The sequence below is a fragment of the Undibacterium sp. CY21W genome, from assembly GCF_014284265.1.
Lineage (GTDB): Bacteria > Pseudomonadota > Gammaproteobacteria > Burkholderiales > Burkholderiaceae_D > Undibacterium > Undibacterium aquatile.
The window spans coordinates 259176-277127 of the sequence record NZ_JACOGE010000002.1; the positions used below are offsets into that span (position 1 = coordinate 259176).

General features: G+C 49.8%; 15 protein-coding genes. 7 read left to right on the forward strand and 8 right to left on the reverse strand.

From position 1 onward, the window contains the following. Positions 1–99: 99 nt before the first annotated feature. Entirely contained in the window at positions 100–2160 is a 2061-nt protein-coding gene (locus H8K29_RS05780; RefSeq protein WP_186896795.1) for a M13 family metallopeptidase, read from the forward strand. A 92-nt stretch (positions 2161–2252) separates the two neighbouring features. Here the strand turns inward: H8K29_RS05780 and H8K29_RS05785 are convergent, their stop codons facing one another. Beyond that, positions 2253–2822, reverse strand: a complete 570-nt coding sequence (locus H8K29_RS05785) for a flavodoxin family protein (RefSeq protein WP_186883092.1) — start codon at positions 2820–2822, stop codon at positions 2253–2255. A 262-nt stretch (positions 2823–3084) separates the two neighbouring features. Here H8K29_RS05785 and H8K29_RS05790 point away from each other — a divergent pair, with 262 nt between their 5' ends. The 3 genes from H8K29_RS05790 to H8K29_RS05800 are packed head-to-tail and all read left to right on the forward strand — an operon-like array spanning position 3085 to position 5447. Then, a complete protein-coding gene (locus H8K29_RS05790; protein ID WP_186897147.1) occupies positions 3085–4002 on the forward strand; it encodes a LysR family transcriptional regulator in 918 nt (305 codons plus the stop codon). Positions 4003–4042: 40 nt separating this feature from the next. After that, positions 4043–4933: a tRNA glutamyl-Q(34) synthetase GluQRS gene (gluQRS, locus tag H8K29_RS05795; protein ID WP_186896796.1), complete on the forward strand. Its 891-nt coding sequence runs from the start codon at positions 4043–4045 to the stop codon at positions 4931–4933. Between the two features lie 58 nt (positions 4934–4991). After that, positions 4992–5447: a hypothetical protein gene (locus tag H8K29_RS05800; RefSeq protein WP_186883089.1), complete on the forward strand. Its 456-nt coding sequence runs from the start codon at positions 4992–4994 to the stop codon at positions 5445–5447. A gap of 69 nt (positions 5448–5516) precedes the next feature. Here H8K29_RS05800 and H8K29_RS05805 read toward each other — a convergent pair whose 3' ends face one another. From H8K29_RS05805 to H8K29_RS05830, 6 genes are all read right to left on the reverse strand, one after another. After that, positions 5517–6950 (reverse strand): multicopper oxidase family protein, encoded by a 1434-nt coding sequence (locus tag H8K29_RS05805; RefSeq protein ID WP_186896797.1) that lies wholly within the window; start codon positions 6948–6950, stop codon positions 5517–5519. A 24-nt stretch (positions 6951–6974) separates the two neighbouring features. Beyond that, positions 6975–8402 (reverse strand): TolC family protein, encoded by a 1428-nt coding sequence (locus H8K29_RS05810; protein ID WP_186896798.1) that lies wholly within the window; start codon positions 8400–8402, stop codon positions 6975–6977. A 115-nt stretch (positions 8403–8517) separates the two neighbouring features. Further along, a complete protein-coding gene (locus H8K29_RS05815) occupies positions 8518–8919 on the reverse strand; it encodes a hypothetical protein (RefSeq protein WP_186896799.1) in 402 nt (133 codons plus the stop codon). A gap of 45 nt (positions 8920–8964) precedes the next feature. After that, on the reverse strand, positions 8965–10227 hold the full coding sequence (locus tag H8K29_RS05820; RefSeq protein ID WP_186896800.1) for a sensor domain-containing diguanylate cyclase: 1263 nt from the start codon (positions 10225–10227) through the stop codon (positions 8965–8967). An 8-nt stretch (positions 10228–10235) separates the two neighbouring features. Continuing rightward, positions 10236–11363 carry an ABC transporter substrate-binding protein gene (locus tag H8K29_RS05825; RefSeq protein ID WP_186896801.1) on the reverse strand — a complete coding sequence of 376 codons (1128 nt, stop codon included), beginning with the start codon at positions 11361–11363 and terminating at the stop codon, positions 10236–10238. An 89-nt stretch (positions 11364–11452) separates the two neighbouring features. Next, positions 11453–11842 (reverse strand): DUF4260 domain-containing protein, encoded by a 390-nt coding sequence (locus H8K29_RS05830; protein ID WP_186896802.1) that lies wholly within the window; start codon positions 11840–11842, stop codon positions 11453–11455. 33 nt (positions 11843–11875) lie between these two features. Between H8K29_RS05830 and H8K29_RS05835 the strand changes: the two genes are divergently transcribed. Next, positions 11876–12058, forward strand: a complete 183-nt coding sequence (locus H8K29_RS05835; protein ID WP_186896803.1) for a hypothetical protein — start codon at positions 11876–11878, stop codon at positions 12056–12058. A gap of 188 nt (positions 12059–12246) precedes the next feature. Here H8K29_RS05835 and H8K29_RS05840 read toward each other — a convergent pair whose 3' ends face one another. Then, positions 12247–14505, reverse strand: coding sequence for a putative bifunctional diguanylate cyclase/phosphodiesterase (locus H8K29_RS05840; protein WP_370527142.1), 2259 nt, complete (start codon positions 14503–14505; stop codon positions 12247–12249). 1220 nt (positions 14506–15725) lie between these two features. On the opposite strand from H8K29_RS05840, the gene groES reads away from it, so the two are divergent. Beyond that, positions 15726–16016: a co-chaperone GroES gene (gene groES, locus H8K29_RS05845; protein ID WP_186883080.1), complete on the forward strand. Its 291-nt coding sequence runs from the start codon at positions 15726–15728 to the stop codon at positions 16014–16016. A gap of 50 nt (positions 16017–16066) precedes the next feature. After that, a complete protein-coding gene (groL, locus tag H8K29_RS05850; RefSeq protein ID WP_186896804.1) occupies positions 16067–17716 on the forward strand; it encodes a chaperonin GroEL in 1650 nt (549 codons plus the stop codon). Positions 17717–17952 lie beyond the last annotated feature (236 nt).

Below are 17952 nucleotides of genomic sequence, written 5' to 3' on the forward strand. Positions count from 1 at the left end.
TGAGCTTTTTTCATTCCGGGTCTGAACTTCCGGCGCCACACCATGTCACAATCGCACTACATTCTTTTCATCTATCCACAATACAAACGAGACTAATCCATGAAACGTTTTTTACTGAGTACTCTCGCCCTTAGCCTGTTGTCTAACGCCGTTTACGCCGCCGAACCAGCCGCTGCACCAACAACTGCCGTCGCATTTACACTCGGTTCCGGGATCATTCCGCGTAATTTTGAACCAACGACTCGTGGTCAGGATAATTTTTTCAGACATGCGCAAGGTGGCTGGTTAAGAGCCAATGAAATCCCAGCCGACAAATCAGACTGGGGTTCCTTCATGGAAGCCCGTGAAAACGTACAACGACAATTGCACGCACTGATCAGCGATGTCGCTAAAGACGATAAAAATCCTGCCGGCACAGAAAAACAGAAAATTGCTGATCTTTTCAACAGCTTCATGAACGAAGAAAAGTTGGAAACGCTGGGTGCAGCGGCACTGAAATCTGAACTCGACACCATTGCAGCAGTGAAAAATAAAGAGGGGCTTGCCGTACTTTTTGCTCAGCTTCAGAAAATCGGTGTCACTATCCCGTTCCGGGTGCGTGTTGAACAAGACAGCAAGCAATCCAGTCAATACATCGTCGATATCGCACAATCAGGATTAGGCTTACCGAATCGCGATTATTATCTGAAAACCGACGACAAGAAAATGAGCGATATCCGCGCTGCTTATCTGACGCATGTGGAAAAAATACTGACACTGGCAGGCGATAAAGATGCTGCAGTAAATGCGAAGCAGGTACTGGCGATAGAAACGGAACTCGCTAAAGCACAATGGACGAATGTGGAAAACCGCGATCCGCTCAAGACCTATAACAAAATGACCGTATCAAAACTCGATACGCTTGCGCCGGGCTATCAGTGGAAATCCTATTTCCAGACTAACGGTATCGCCGGAAAAGCAGATCAGGTTCTGGTACAGCAACCAAGTTATCTGAGCGGATTCAGCCATGCACTGAAAAGTTTTCCTTTATCTACCTGGAAAAGTTATGCCGAATGGCAACTGCTGAGTGCCTACAGCCCCTACTTGTCCAGCGCATTTGCGAATGAAAATTTTGCCTTCCGTGGCACCACGCTGGCCGGAATCAAAGTCAACCGCACACGCGAACAACGCGCGGTTGCATTGACAGATCAGATGCTGGGCGAAGCCGTTGGCAAGCTGTACGTTGAAAAATATTTCGCCCCAGAAACCAAAGTCCGCACGGAAAAAATGGTGAAATATTTTCTGGCAGCGTTCAAAGACAGCATAGACTCTCTGGATTGGATGAGCGCCGAAACAAAAAAACAGGCGCAGATAAAACTCTCAAAAATCAGCGTCAAGATTGGCTATCCTGAGAAGTGGAAAGATTACTCCGCAATACAAATCAGTAAAGATGATCTGGCTGGTAATCTGAAACGTATCCGCAGCGCGGATTTCGAGAAAAACGTGAAGCGATTGGGAACCCCGGTTGATCGCAGTGAATGGCATATGACACCACAAACCGTGAATGCCTATTACAGCCCGGAGATGAATGAAATCGTGTTCCCGGCAGCGCGTTTGCAAGCACCGTTGTTTAATGTCGAGGCAGAAGATGCGGTTAACTATGGCGCGCTCGGTATTTCAATTGGTCATGAAATCAGCCATGCCTTTGACGATGCCGGATCACAATACGATGGTGACGGCAACTTGCGTGATTGGTGGACCAAAGAAGACCGTGAAAAATTCAACCGCAAAACCAAGGTTCTGGTTGAACAATACAATGGCTACAGCCCAGTTCCGGGTCATTTCCTGAATGGCGAACTGACGCTGGGTGAAAACATTGCGGATAACGTCGGTATCGTGATGGCCTTAAAAGCTTACCGTCTGTCGCTGGAAGGGAAACCATCTCCAATTCTCGATGGCTGGTCGGGTGAGCAACGCCTGTTCCTCGGCCTTGCGCAAGCACGTCGCAGCAAATCCCGCGAACAACGTGCGCTCGCCCTGATTAAGACTGACCCACATTCTCCCGGTGAATTCCGCGTCAATGGCAGCCTCAGAAATAACACAACATTCTATGACGCATTTAACGTGAAACCGGGTGACGGCATGTACCTGCCGGAAAACAAGCGCGTCAGCATCTGGTAACTGAATCTGGCAACTGATCTGGTAACTGAGAAACAAAAAAAGTCCGCTGTTGCAGCGGACTTTTTCATATACGATCAAATAAAAATGAGCGATTAACTAAATTTTTTCGCCACTTCAGCAATACGCTGACCAAACAGTTTCGCTGTTTCCAGATCACCTGGCAATGGACCTTCTTCCGGTGAAGAGTCTGACGGAGATTGCGTCATCAGACCGCTGAAACTGCCGACATAATTAACATCGTTGCGTTGCGCAGCTTTACTGTTCGATGGCATCAGACCAGTACCGACCCAGATCATAGAATGCTGCTGTGAGAACGTGAACAGATATTGCAGCGTGCTTAGTTTGTCGCCATTCATCGTTGCGGAGTTCGTGAAACCTGCTGCAATCTTGTTTTTCCATTGCTGGTGATACCAAGGCTTGGATGACGCATCGGCAAATTTCTTGAATTGCCACGAAACGGTGCCCATGTATGTCGGCGAGCCAAACACTATCGCATCTGCCGCAGCCAGGCTGGCCCATTGTGCTTCGGTGATATTGCCTTCGGCATCAATCAGTATCAATTCTGCTGCCGCGCCATTGGCGGCAACACCCGCCTGCACCGCTTCAGCTGCTTTGGTGGTGTGTCCGTAACCTGAGTGATAAACAATCGCTACTTTTTTCATGTCATATTCCTTTTGGTTCATTAGGTTCATTAAAAATCATCCGCATCCATGACAACCGATGAATCTCGTCAACAATCTTTTATTCCGATGTTCAAACCATCGTCAGCACATGGCCGATCAGCATCAAGCAAGCACACACAAAGTCAGCCCGGATAAATCTGTCTTATTCAAAATAATTGATGCGGCACCTACACTATATACATGCAGGGTAAGCAAGATAAGGGTAAAATTTTCTACACATCATTCAAATTAATTGAATAAAATGAATCTGACGCTGGAAGCCTTGCAAATTCTCGATGCCATCGCTCGCAAAGGCAGCTTTGCCGCAGCTGCAGCTGCGCTGGATAAAGTGCCGTCGGCAATTACTTACAGCATACGCAAACTCGAAGAAGATCTGGATGTCTTGCTGTACGACCGGCGGGGACACAGAGCAAAACTGACCAGCGCTGGCGAAGAGTTGTTAACTCAGGGCAGAAACTTATTGCATGCGGCACAGGATCTTGAAAATCGCGTCAAACGCGCAGCGAGCGGCTGGGAAGCAGACTTTCATATTGTGATCGATGGCATCATCCGCTTTGAAGATCTGATCCCCTTAATTAAAGAATTTGAACAACAAGGCTGCGGCACACGCATCCGTATTTCACAGGAAATTTTATCCGGCGTCTGGGAAAGTCTGATCACCGGGCGCGCCGATCTGGCCATTGGTGCCGCATACGATGGCCCCGATGCCATCCGCATGCAGGGAGAGTTTCAGACCCGCTCACTTGGCAACATTGATTGGGTGTTTGCGGTTGCACCCGAGCACCCTTTAGCCAATGCGACGGAGCCACTCAGCCATGCAGTAATCTTGGAGCACCGCGCCGTTGCGGTTGGCGATACCAGCCTGACACTGCCATCAATGACAGCGGGGTTATTGAGTGGACAGGACACACTGACAGTGCCGTCAATACAAGCAAAACTGTCCGCGCAACTGGCAGGCTTGGGCTGCGGGCACTTACCGCGAAGAATTGCTCAACCTTATTTGCAGTCGGGCATGCTGATTGAAAAGAAAACCAACGCCAATCGCCTGCTGGGTAACAACCGCATCGTATGGCGCAGTACAAATAAAGGCAAAGCCCTGCAATGGTTTTTACAAAAACTGAATGACCCGATAGTGCAGAAAATGTTGATGGGTAACTGACGTTGCGCTGAGCCATACTACAAAATGAATTAGACCGAACATGTCTGCTACGACTGATTACATCGGGCGTTTTGCGCCCTCCCCGACAGGCCCGCTGCACATGGGCTCACTGGTCGCCGCCATGGCGAGTTACCTCGACGCCAAAGCGCACCAGGGCACATGGTTGCTGCGTATAGAAGATCTGGATTTCGACAGAAATGTCGCCGGTGCAGATCAGCAGATTCTGCAATCACTGCAACGTTGCGGTATGCAATGGGATGGCGAAGTCGTCTGGCAAAGCCAGCGTCAGGATTTGTATGAGGCGGCATTACGACAGTTGGGCGACTATGTTTATCCCTGTGCCTGCTCACGCAAGGAAATTGCTGACTCACGCCTACGTCTCGGCGATACCGCCAGTCAGATTTATCCGGGCACATGCAGACATGGCATCGCCGCAGGAAAAACGGCGCGCGCATGGCGTCTGCGTGTGCCTGAACCGGAACAAGGCATCATCTGTTTTGAAGATCGTTTATGCGGCTCGCAAAGTCAGAACCTGGCAACGGAAGTCGGCGATTTCGTTTTAAAGCGCGCCGATGGTTTCTGGGCGTATCAGCTCGCCGTTGTCGTTGATGATGCGGCGCAAGGAATCAATCATATTGTGCGTGGTGCCGATCTTATCGACTCCACTGCGCGTCAGATATATTTACAAGGTTTACTTGGTTTACCGACACCCAGTTACCTGCACGTTGCCGTGGTCACCAATGCCAACGGTGAAAAATTATCGAAACAAACCGGCGCACTGGCATTTGATCGCGGCGATAATGATTTATTACATGAAGCGTTACTGCCCGCCGCGCGTTTTCTGGGCTTGCAGCTCAGCCCGGCAAGCAATCTGCATGAATTCTGGCAGCAGGCAACGATGCTTTGGGCAAAAAAACTGCATATCGCTTAGATCAGCACTGTATTTTGCAATCCCTTATTCCCTATCCACCCCTGTTGACTCATCCACCATGCCCACATTAAGCATCCTGCAACGCAGTCTGATCGCCATCGTTCTGTTCATCATCGCTCTTGTTTTCAGTATTCCGTGGGGTTTGTATTATCTTGGTCTGAAAGATATCGACGGTAAGCCAGACTTACCGGCACACATGATCTCCGGTGACATGCAGCAAAAAATCTGGGCCGAGTCCGGCTATGAGGGGCAGCCTGAATCAGTCGCATTAAATCCAGTATCGTATATTTTGTCTGCAGCGGGACAAGACGCGCCACCGCCGGTGACTTTGTTTGCGTGGCGTGTCGCTTCCTCGTATCAGCGCCAGCATCATGCACACGAGGGTGTCATGTGGCAGCAGTTATCCGGCGGTGCGCTGACGATATGGCTGAGCAGACACTGGACGATAGAGCAGTTACTCTCCAAGGTGGCCGAGCTCGAAGAAAAAAAACGTCAGACCAGCAAAGCTGACTGACGTTTTTGGAATCGCATTGATCCTGTTCTGCATGATCAAAACATGGATTCACGACCAAGCTTGCGCATATCAGTGTCCGGCGTGCCCCTTGGGTTTCACGACCTGCACCTCGATTTCTTTTTCCGCAGATGCTGGCTCGTGATGATGGTGCATGCCGGCATGATCGGCAGCGGCAGCAGGTCTGACTGGTTCACCTAATCCCGCGGCATCCCCCTGGTATTCATACGCAGCAGTTCCTTTCGGATGCATATACCAACCCGGATCTTTGTAATCACCCGGCTTCTGATCCTTACGTACTTTCAGAACGCTGAACATGCCGCCCATTTCTACTCCGCCAAACGGGCCCTCGCCTGTCATCATCGGCAGGGTATTTTCCGGTAAAGGCATTTCCATCATGCCCATATCCGCCATACCTTTATCGCCCATCGTCATATATGCAGGGATCAAGCGATTGATCTTATCGGCAACATCTTTATGATCCACGCCTATCATGCTCGGCACACTATGTCCCATTGCATTCATAGTGTGATGGCTTTTATGGCAGTGCAACGCCCAGTCACCCTCTTCATCCGCAATAAATTCGATCTGACGCATTTGCCCGACACCGATATCGGTCGTCACTTCCGGCCAGCGCGCAGTTTTGGGAATCGCACCACCGTCGGTACCGGTGACCGTGAACTCATGTCCATGAAGATGAATCGGATGATTCGTCATCGTCAGATTACCGACACGGATTCTGACTCTGTCATTTTTGCGGACGTTCAGGGTATCGATGCCGGGAAAGACACGACTATTCCACGACCACAAATTAAATTCCGTCATGGTCATGATGTTAGGCCGGGAAGCCCCCGGTTCAACGTCATAGGCATTGAGCAAAAAGACGAAATCCCTGTCCACATCTGCGATCAGTGGATGTTTATTTTTTGGATGCGTGATCCACGAACCCATCATACCCATTGCCATCTGCGTCATTTCATCCGCGTGCGGGTGATACATAAATGTGCCGGGACGGCGGGCGACAAATTCATACACAAAGGTTTTACCTGGTTGAATCGCAGGTTGTGTCAAACCGCTGACGCCATCCATGCCATTCGGTACACGTTGCCCATGCCAATGCACACTGGTGTGTTCAGGCAAGCGGTTGGTGACAAAAATACGGACATGATCGCCTTCCACCACCTCTATCGTCGGACCCGGGCTCTGACCGTTATAACCCCATAAATGTGCTTTCATTCCGGGGGCCATTTCCCGCACGACAGGCTCAGCGACCAGATGAAATTCCTTCACCCCATTCTTCATCCGCCACGGCAGCGTCCAGCCGTTTAAAGTGACAACAGGATTATATGGACGTCCATTACCTGGCACTAAAGGCGGCATGGTATCCGGGCTGGTTTGTGTCGTAATTTCTGGCAATGCGGCCAACGCGACTTTACTCACTGCGCTGGCTGCCAGTGCGCCACCGGCGATGCCGGCAAATTTGAAAAAGTTTCTTCTTGAGTTCATTTTTATTCCTTCTCAATTCCGTTATCAGTGCGCAGCGGCTGATTCATTGATGTTGCTAGTGCCAGTCACGCTGATACGTTCGGGCCGCCCGATCAGCGATGCCTGCAAAGCGGCATCTGCGAGCCAGAATTGCTGTTCAGCGTTAATCGCCGCCATCACACTACTGATCTGCTCACGGCTATCCGCCAACAGCTCAAAAACACTGATGAACATGCCGTTGTAGCGGAGTTGATTTTCCTGAGAAATACGTTTGCGCAAAGGCAGAATTTCATGTTGGTAGTGATGTGCAATATCGTAACTGGTGCGATACGCCGAATAACTTTCACGCAACTCAGAGGCCGCGTTACGCACAATATTTTCGAGACGATAACTGCCTGCCAGCGTCGCTGCATTCATCGCATCACGTTGCAATTGTCCGCTGTCAAACACAGGCAGACGCACGCCGATTTCCACGCCTCGTTTTACATCACTGGTTTTACTTGCGTTATCAAAAATCGTATTACGCTTCACCGTAAGTTCGATATCCGTCATGCTGGTCGCCAGCGTCAAACCTTGCTGCTTTGCGGCGGTATCCAGCAAGGCTTGCGCCATACGGACATCGAGGCGATTTTCAGTCGCAACTGCCGCGATTTTTTCGGCTGGATAAACGGCTGTCGGCAAATCGGGCAGACGCTCGGGCAAACGCAAACGTGCCAGCTGATCGCTTGTCAGTCCCAGCAAGCGCACCAATCCCTCGCGGGCCGCCGTATTGCTGTGGCGTGCCGCCGCCAGTTGTGCGACAGCGTCCGCATAGAAAGCGCGCTGTCTGGCGGCTTGCAACTGATTGAAATTACCTGCGCTGCGCATACGTTGCGCCAGTTCTGCACTGGCCTCTGCGGCATCACTGACTTGCATCGCATAACCCAGGACTTGCTGCGCGGCGACTGCCTTTACCCACGCTGCCCGCACCTGCGTGATCCGATCAATCACCTCACTGCTGAACTGCCATTGCGCCGCCTCTATTTTGCTTTGAGCAATCGCGTTTCGGCGCGGTAAGGTCAGCACGTCAAGCAAACCAAAACTGATCGTGCGCGCAATTTCAAGTTCATCGACGAAGCGGCTGCGCTCGATACTGAAGAGCGGGTTAGCAATTCGCCCTTGCTGTGCGGCGTTCGCCCCGCTTGCCCAGTATTGCGCAAGCATGGCCTGGAATGCCGGGCTATTCGTCAGTGCAATCTGCACTGCATCGTTTTGTGAAATCGGTTCTTGAAGCAAACGATCCGCAGTCGCTTGCAAACGGGATTTTTGTTCGGAATTAAACGCTGGTTTCAGCGACGATTGTGTGAACGCAGAATACTGCTGATTGATTTGATCAACAGATTGTTCCGGTTCAAAACTGGTGCAGCCAGCCAGCAACATGGCTGACACGAATGGAAGTACAACACCAAAAGAACTTGGTAAAGGTGGCGACATGTCGTCCTCGTTAAAAAGTCAAATCTGACCTGATACTCTCAGGCATAGTTGAACTCAGTATTGTCGTGCCTAAAACATGAAGTCTGGCAGCAATCAACTGAGTTACAAAAACAATTTAAACGGGAAAATGTTTAGGCGGACGTTCCAGCGCACGCGCAGGAGCTGATGAAAATGAGTGAAAATCAAGCGGATACACCGTGATCGTGCCGGGTGAACAGCATTGATCCGCTTGCTGCAGTAGTAAGGCGATGCCAATGCAGCAAGGTGACGCCCCTTTGCAATGATTCTGGGTATCGGGCTTCACTATGTGTGCATCCTGCGCAGATCCCTGCTGGCTTTGCTTCATCGTATCGCAATGCTCAGGACGACTCACAGTATCGTTTGTCTCTGCACCTGATGCCGTTTGCGTACTATTTCCATGCACAAATGCCCACATGCCAGTGGCTGCAAAGCCTTGCAAAGGCAGCAGCACCAGCATCAGACAAATCAACAGAAAACGCCAGGAACCAGATTTCATGAATGAGAACTTACCATAATTCAGTCTGCGCGACCACCGACGACATCAAAGTGACTCCACATCCCGCGTCACACGGCCGCTCACAGGCTGTACCTGATTGCGCCCCAGCGATTTTGAAAAATAGAGCCATTGATCAGCACGTTGAACCAGTGTCTCCAGCGTGTCATCTGCCAATCTTTCGGCAACACCAAAACTGGCGGTGATATTCAGATGCTGCCCATCCGGCAAAGGCACCTTCAGATCCCGTTCGACGTTCAGGCGCATTCTCTCGGCGACCTCAATGGCAGCCGGAAGCGAAGTCTCAGGCAAGACAATCAGAAATTCTTCGCCACCATACCGTACCAGCCAGTCGATTTCCGCGCGCAACTCTCTTTGCAAGGACTCCACGAAAACGATCAGCACATCATCACCGACAGCATGGCCATATTGATCATTCACCGACTTGAAAAAATCGATGTCGCAAAACACCACAGCCAAATCCCGCTCATAGCGTATCGCTCTGTGCATTTCGCCGGGCATGCGTTCGTTGAAAAACAAACGGTTATAACAGCCGGTCAGAACATCCGTCACCGATAGTTTCTTTAATCTGTCCATCGCCTGTTGTAGCTGGGTAGTCCGCTCTGACACCAGGGCATCCTGATTTTCTATGTGTTTCTGCAAACGATCCTGCATAGTGCGGAAACCATCCACAACCAGATCAATTTCATTGTAGACGTGCCGCGGCCCGAGCTCTAAATCAAGGCGGGTAGCTATTTTATTTGCCTGAAGATTTTTGACGAAATCGGCCAATTGACGCATAGGACGTTCAAGATCGCGTCGCAAGATTGCGAAGACAGCAGCAAAAATAAATACCGTAAGTAAGAGCACTTCAGCGAGGACAATAAAAAAGCTGCGCATTACCTCATGACGTAATACGCTGCGATCAACAACTAATTCCATCGTTCCGACACGCGGACCCACACCGTCCGGCGACGGAATATCAAACATCAGATGTTCATCTGAAATTGATTGCCCACCATTTCCACCGACAAACTGTTGCCCAGTGCTGGCCTTGATAACAACATAAGCAATATTCGTGTTTTTCGTCAGCAAAGAAATCTGCTTGTGTATTGCCTGTAATTCGATGTCCCAAATCGCCAGAGATAACAAGGGGATATGCGTGTTGGCAACGTCTCTGATGGTCATATCAAAGTTACGCTCTATCGCTCTGTAATTCAGATAGGCTTGCAAACTGCTGAACAGCAAAATACACAGAATGACCCATTTAAACACCCGCCGGAACAGCAGGCTTGCAATAGGTTGTGACAATCGGAGTTTCATTGATGTTTTTCGACCTGCGTTAATATCTGCCGGAAATTAAAGTCGTATTTTTTTAACTTCGGATTCAGCACTTTACTAAATTTTTTAAAATCAACCTGGCTAAAATCGAGTCTGCCAAAATGACGCTGAAATCTGCGCGCATCATCCTTGTTAAAAAGAATAAACATGGAGCGATCCAGTTCCAGCCCTTCATCTTTGAAATCTTTACCATGATGATAGTCATACAGCATTACAAGACCAAAGGCACCAGCGATAAAATGCCCGCCAACCAGAGCAGTCAGACTACCCGATTCCAGCGCAGCCAATGCCTCAGATGAAGTATTGACAGCACTGAAGTAAGCATCCTTGCCTGGTTGCCCACCTTTATTTTTCCAGCTGTCCATCGCACCGAATGCCATCAGATCACTTCCTGCCCAGATCAGCCTTGCCTGGGGGTGGCGTTGAAAAAGCCACTCACTTTGTTCCTGCGCTTTGGCGCGACTCCACTCTGCATACACTTCCTGATCAACCACCACATCTTTTGCTTCGGCGACCGCTCGGCGCATACCTTCATTGCGTTTAAGTGAGGCCGGCGTAGAACGATCTCCGGCAATCGCCAGCATGTGCAGACGACCATCTGATCCCTGCATGTGATGTTGCTGACCGTGTAGAATCAGCGCCCGCGCTGTCAGATACCCGGCCTCTTCTGCGCGTGGTTCAAGTGAACCCAGCCATCCCGGAAAGTGTAGTCGCGGAACAGTGGCAAGCAGACGCTCACTTTGTTCGCGTAAACCACTGAATGCCAGGAAAGTCTTGATATTGGCTGTATCCAGAATGCGGATGACTTCAAATCCCACGGCATGATCATTCGACAGAATGACATAGTCCGGCCGGTCTTTCACCTCACGGGCAGCCAGCTGTTTTGCCTGCGTCAAAGTATTGAGGTGATTACGGTTGGCGTACAGCACTTCCAGCCTGACATCCAGATCTTTCGCTGCGGCCAACATACTATTGCTTGCCGTCAGCCAGTAGATTTCATCCGACTTCCCGGGATTCAGAAATGTAACCGACATCGCAGCGGCGTCACAGCAAAGGAAATATCCCAGACTGAGACTAAAAATGAGCACGCTGCGAAGCCAACACATATCTTCTCCAGAAATAAAACCTAGTCAATGCCTATCGGCACAAAATATCGGCACAAAAGCGGGCGATCATTTGCGAACATACCGACCTTTTACCTCGGGCCAGATTGAAAACCAATTCTGCCTAAGTGCGTCATGTTGAAATCACCCGGATATTTAAGACCATAGCCCAACGCCCGGTCAAAACCTATGTGTGCGCACCAAATCACACCCGCACAAGAGAACACTGGTAACGCGAACAAGGATCCGGCGACGAGGCAAACAATAGCGCCGGCATAAGAATGCGCGGCGTTGTAAGCGACGGCACCAACACGTGATCCGAACGCATATCCAAGCAGAGAAAGATCGGGCGCAAGAAAGAATAGTGCGAAACATCCCCAGCCAAAATCAGGTGCCGGATAAAAAAAGATGGCGGCAGCGAGCACGCATATCCCTTCCAGCCGCAGAATCCAGCGCACTGCGCCGGTTGTTTCACCCGCCATGTCACTCCCCTGACCTGTTCATCTGAAGAAGCTATGTCAACTGCACACGAACGCGCCACTAGTCTTAGCTTCAGTATTATTCAAAGCGATTCAAAAACCGGACGATATGCCCGGTTGCCGGAACTTTTCCTCGTCACCGTATTCACCGCTGGTGAAAGCGGCGGTGCAAGTTCTCTGGATTATTATGTGGAAGCATCTGGCCGGACCGGGTTGTAAATCCGGGGGTCGATAAACTGACGATGGCGGTGGAATGCTGAAGTTGACTGCTGAAAGCTGAGATTATAAAACACTTCCGCGGCTCAAAGCGGAGTAGTCCGAGCAACATCGACGTTATGCAGGCAAACGACGTGCCAGAAAATGATCGATGGCGGACTATCGACGGTAAGATATTTCCTCCGCTGACATCAATGAATTTTCACTGGTGACGAACAGATCAATGGTATGTTTTCCGCAGCGATGGGTCTGGAAATGTAATACCCCTGCAAATAGTGGCATCCCATTTTCTGCAGCATACTGATTTGCTGTTCTGTCTCGACCCCTTCGGCAACCAGTTCCAGATCCAGATTGTGTCCCATCGCAATAATGGTGGAAACCAGGCTTTGATGTCGCGCACTGCTTTCCAGCGCCATCACAAATGACCGATCGATTTTCAGCGTATTCAAATGAAACTGTGTCAGATAACTCAGCGACGAATATCCGGTGCCAAAGTCATCCAACGACAATCGCACCCCCATCGCGCGGAGATGATTTAAGGTCGTTCTCACATGAGCGCCATCGTCGATCAGCACACGCTCGGTCAGTTCCAGTTCAAGCTGCGCCGGATTTAACTGATGTATTTGCAGCGCGCGCTCCACATAGGTAATGAATCGTGTGTCGAGCAACTGACTCGCTGATACATTGACACACATGGTCAGATGCACGCCACTGCCCTGCCATTCCGCCAGCTGCCGACATGCCTGATTGAGTACCCAGGTGCCGATTTCGACTATGATGCCGCTTTCCTCTGCAATCGGAATGAAATGATCCGGCGAAACATTATTAAGTGTGCGGCTGTTCCAACGGAGTAAAGCTTCTACCTTATCAATTCTGCCCGTTTTCGCATTCGCGACCGGTTGATATAAAAGATAGAGTTCATCGGAAGAAATAGCGCTGCGCAACGCGGTATCGATGACCGCCTCCCGCGCATGAGAAATCATGCTGGAAGAAAAAAAGCGCAGTTGATTCCGCCCCGCTTTTTTTCCGTCATACATCGCGATATAGGCATGCTGAATAACGGAGTCGGTATCGGTACCATGTTCAGGAATACATGTAACGCCAATACTTGCCGAGAACTGTATATTTTGCTGCAACAAAGGTATTCCGCTGGTCAGTATCTGAAACAGATCGCCGCCGCAGAGGGCTGCTGTTTGTGCTGCGGAACCGGGCTCCAGACCATACATCGCAATTGCAAACTCGTCGCCGCCGAAACGGGCGGCCAGGCTGTTATCTGGTAACGCGCGCTGTAATCGCCCCCCGATTTCCCGCAGCAACTGTTCACCGGCGAGGTGCCCGAAGGAATCATTGATTCGTTTAAACCTGTCGATGTCCACCAGTAACACGACGCACTCTTGCCCCTTTTCCTGCGATTGAGCGATCACCCGCGCCAGCTCCTGGGAAAAGCCATGACGATTGAAGAGCCCAGTCAGATCATCGTAGTGCGCAGCCTTGTGCAGTATCGCCTCTTTTTGTTTACGCTCGCTGATATCCATCATCTGCACCATGCAGTAAGGACGCCCACGTTCATAATAGGGCGAGGAAATCAGCTCTAAGGGCACCTGTCCTTTGTCTGGCAGCAGAACGACAATATTCTCGACCAAAGGATAATTGCCGGCCGCAGCGGCGAATCGTTTGAAATAGCTCTTGACCGCATGAGCATCCAGCCCGTTCACGTGGTTCACCACGGGCGAGCCGGCCATGCCTTTCGTTGAGGAATATCCAAGCAAACGCGCGCCGCGTTCGTTAATGACATGAATGATGCCATCCATGTTCAGAATCAACAGGCCATTACTCAGACAATCAATGGTACTGGCGTAACGTTCACGTATTTTTTCGAGTACCGCATAAATCAGACAAAGGGTTGACGATGTTTTGACGATTAATCCAAACATGAACCAGACGTCCAAACGGTCGGGGATCAGGTTCAGCACCGTGAGTAAATTGTAGCCACCGCGAATGATTAAAATCATCCCCAAAAGACGAAAGTGACGCTGCATGCACAATACACGGATGCCGGACCACAAAATCACGGTGCCAAGCAACATCTTCGTTGTTGCCTCTCTCATGGCTGGCACGTTGAAAAAAAACAGCGTGAGAAGAAGACAAAAAAGTGCAGATGCAGCCGCGATAGGCATGACATGCTTACGGCGCAGATTGCCGATGAAATATTCGGTGCCTGCCCAGAATCCGCTGATACTGATGGTCAGCAAACCGGCAGAAAGCAAAGGATTCAGCTGTTGCGGCAATTGCTGAAATGCCAGCCCACTGCCACAGGTAATGCCAGCCTGACCTGCGGCCCAGAACAGCGCATGCCAGTCATCGCGCTCATGTAGCCACGGCAGAATCATGGTGATGATCAGAATGACATCGACCACCAGTGAAAAAATAATAAATGTCTGAGTATCCACGTCTCTCTGTGCATTTCATTGTAGTAAGCAGCAATTGATAGAACGTAAAACCGGTCTTGTTACCACAAGAAATATCCGAACTGTGTTTGATCAGAAAATGAGCTTTCTGAATTTTCCCGGCGCATGTTCGTGCATTGAAGGCTCTTGCCCTCATATTGTCAGAAGTCAACCGGAAAATGAAGCTGGCGAGCGGAAAAGCCTGATATTAAAAACTGCCTTAGTTTCAAAGCGTGCGTATTTCAAAGCGTTCGTATACTAGACAATTAATTTCCATGCAGCAACATTTCACGATTCGCATTACTCATGTTGACGTCGCCTTTGACGCATTTTCATGCACATGCCTATCCACATTCCAGACGCTGGTTGCAGCCAAAACTACGGCATACACCGATAGCACCAGCCCATCATACACTGACAGATCACGCCGCGCCCTCTAAGGCAGTTTTTATCGTTCGCGAACGCAACAACACCCGAAGCCATCACATCGGCCGCGACACAGCAAGCCTGCATCGGCAAACGGCATGGTAAAGAAAAAGCGAAAATCCGCATACTCCCCCCTGTTTTTGGCAAAACACCCCAAATCTCATCAGAAACATTGGGCTTGTATACATACTCCGGGGAGTATATTTTCCGGGTTTTGAGGGCATCGAACACGCCTGAGACTGCCGACACCGCCGGGCACAAAAATACATCGCGCCCATCTGCTTAAAGTGGTCAGTACGTGAAGAACGGAAAATTAAGATATGCAGCAAGTTTGCCGCGAGAATGCGCCTGCCCTAATCGCCTATCAGACAGTTTGCGAGAACTTGCCGGGCTTGTTATGTGGACGTTGAAAATGATAACCAGCCAAAAGCGTCGCTAAGCCTCTGATTTTTAAAATAAAACTGCTTTTTCAACATTCTTCCTTGAAAAAACCTGACCTCGTCCATACAATTAGCACTCCACACAAGAGAGTGCTAACAATGTTAAAATCGACTGGTTTCAGCATTGCAGGCAACTTAGCCGCTGTTAGCGTGGTGGCTCTTGTGCAGCACATGTATGTGTGAAGTAAAGGGCTTGAAAGTGGCGAACACTGACACCATCTACGGCGCACATTTTTGTTTGTTTGCTGATGGGACTTATGCAAATCAGGTGATGCTTCAATGTCATTCTGTCTGAATTTGTGATAAGCCCCGTTTTACTTCGGTAGTTTTACTTTTGTAATTATTTTAGGAGTTAATATGAATCTTCGTCCCCTGCACGATCGCATTATCGTCAAACGTCTGGATCAAGAAACAAAAACTGCATCCGGTATCGTTCTGCCAGACGCAGCAGCTGAAAAACCAGATCAAGGTGAAGTATTGGCCGTTGGCGCTGGCAAGCAGTTGGATAACGGTTCGATCCGCGCACTGGAAGTGAAAGTCGGCGACCGCGTTTTGTTCGGCAAATACTCTGGCCAGGCTGTCAAAGTTGACGGCAACGAAGTGCTGGTCATGCGTGAAGAAGATATCTTCGCGATCGTACAGAAGTAATTCTTTCCCTGTAGCACTATAGAAATCCACAAGATTCTGGAGAAAATAACATGGCAGCTAAACAAGTAATTTTTGGCGATGACGCACGTGCGAAAATCGTTAATGGCGTAAATATTCTGGCAAATGCAGTAAAAGTCACTCTGGGCCCTAAAGGCCGTAACGTTGTTCTGGAACGCTCTTTCGGCGCGCCTACAGTAACTAAAGACGGCGTTTCTGTTGCTAAAGAAATCGAACTGAAAGACAAGCTGGAAAACATGGGCGCGCAGCTCGTGAAAGAAGTAGCTTCACGCACTTCCGACAACGCTGGTGACGGCACAACGACAGCGACAGTGTTGGCACAAGCCATCGTTCGCGAAGGTTTCAAATACGTTGCAGCGGGTTTCAACCCAACAGACCTGAAACGCGGTATCGACAAAGCAGTAACCGCTTTGGTTGCTGAAGTCAAAACACTGTCCCGCCCAACGACAACGAATAAAGAAATCGCTCAGGTTGGTTCTATCTCTGCTAACTCTGACGCTGACATCGGCGACATCATTGCAAACGCAATGGACAAAGTGGGCAAAGAAGGCGTGATCACTGTTGAAGATGGCAAATCCCTCAACAACGAACTCGACATCGTTGAAGGTATGCAGTTTGACCGTGGCTACCTGTCACCATACTTCATCAATAACCCAGAAAAACAATCCGTTATTCTGGAAAACCCATTCATCCTGTTGTTCGACAAAAAAATCTCGAACATCCGTGATCTGCTCCCAGTATTGGAACAAGTGGCTAAATCTGGCCGCCCATTGTTGATCATCGCTGAAGATGTTGATGGTGAAGCACTGGCAACTCTGGTGGTTAACAACATCCGTGGCATCCTGAAAACTGCTGCTGTAAAAGCGCCGGGCTTTGGTGATCGTCGTAAAGCGATGTTGGAAGATATCGCTATCCTGACTGGTGGTAACGTGATCGCTGAAGAAGTCGGTCTGACACTGGAAAAAGCAACTCTGACAGATCTGGGTCAGGCGAAACGTGTAGAAATCGGTAAAGAAAACACGACAGTGATTGACGGCGCTGGTCAGGCTATCGCTATCGAAGCACGCGTAAAACAAATCCGCGCGCAAATCGAAGAAGCAACTTCTGACTACGACCGTGAAAAACTGCAAGAACGCGTTGCCAAACTGGCAGGCGGCGTTGCTGTGATCAAAGTCGGTGCTGCAACTGAAGTTGAAATGAAAGAGAAAAAAGCCCGCGTTGAAGATGCTCTGCACGCAACTCGTGCTGCAGTAGAAGAAGGCGTCGTTCCTGGCGGTGGCGTTGCTCTGTTGCGCGCTCGTGCAGCAGCTGGCGTGATCAAAGGCGACAATGCAGATCAAGAAGCTGGTATCAAGCTGGTGTTGAAAGCAATCGAAGCACCATTGCGTGAAATCGTTGCAAATGCCGGTGGCGAACCATCTGTTGTGGTCAACGCGATCATCAACGGCTCTGGCAACTACGGTTTCAATGCTGCTAATGACACTTACGGCGACATGATTGAAATGGGTATTCTGGATCCAGCAAAAGTAACACGCTCCGCATTGCAAAATGCAGCGTCTGTTGCTGGCCTGATCCTGACTACTGACGCTCTGGTTGCTGAATTGGCTGAAGACAAACCAGCTGGTGGCATGGGCGACATGGGTGGTATGGGCGGCATGGGTGGTATGGGCGGCATGATGTAATACCGCTTGCTGCTCAGTTTGAGCTGCATACTAAAAAGCTCTGCAATTATTTTGCAGAGCTTTTTTCATTTCAGCGTGCAGCATATTTGTGGGGAAAATAAATAACCAGAATTTCCTTCTTCGTTGCGAATGTCAATTCTGCTTTCGGTACTGCTTTCATTCCCTCTTCCTTTCACTCGTCTCCCCCGCCAACTTCCTGCTGCTGATACCTCTGGCATCCGCTCTGCTGCGTTACG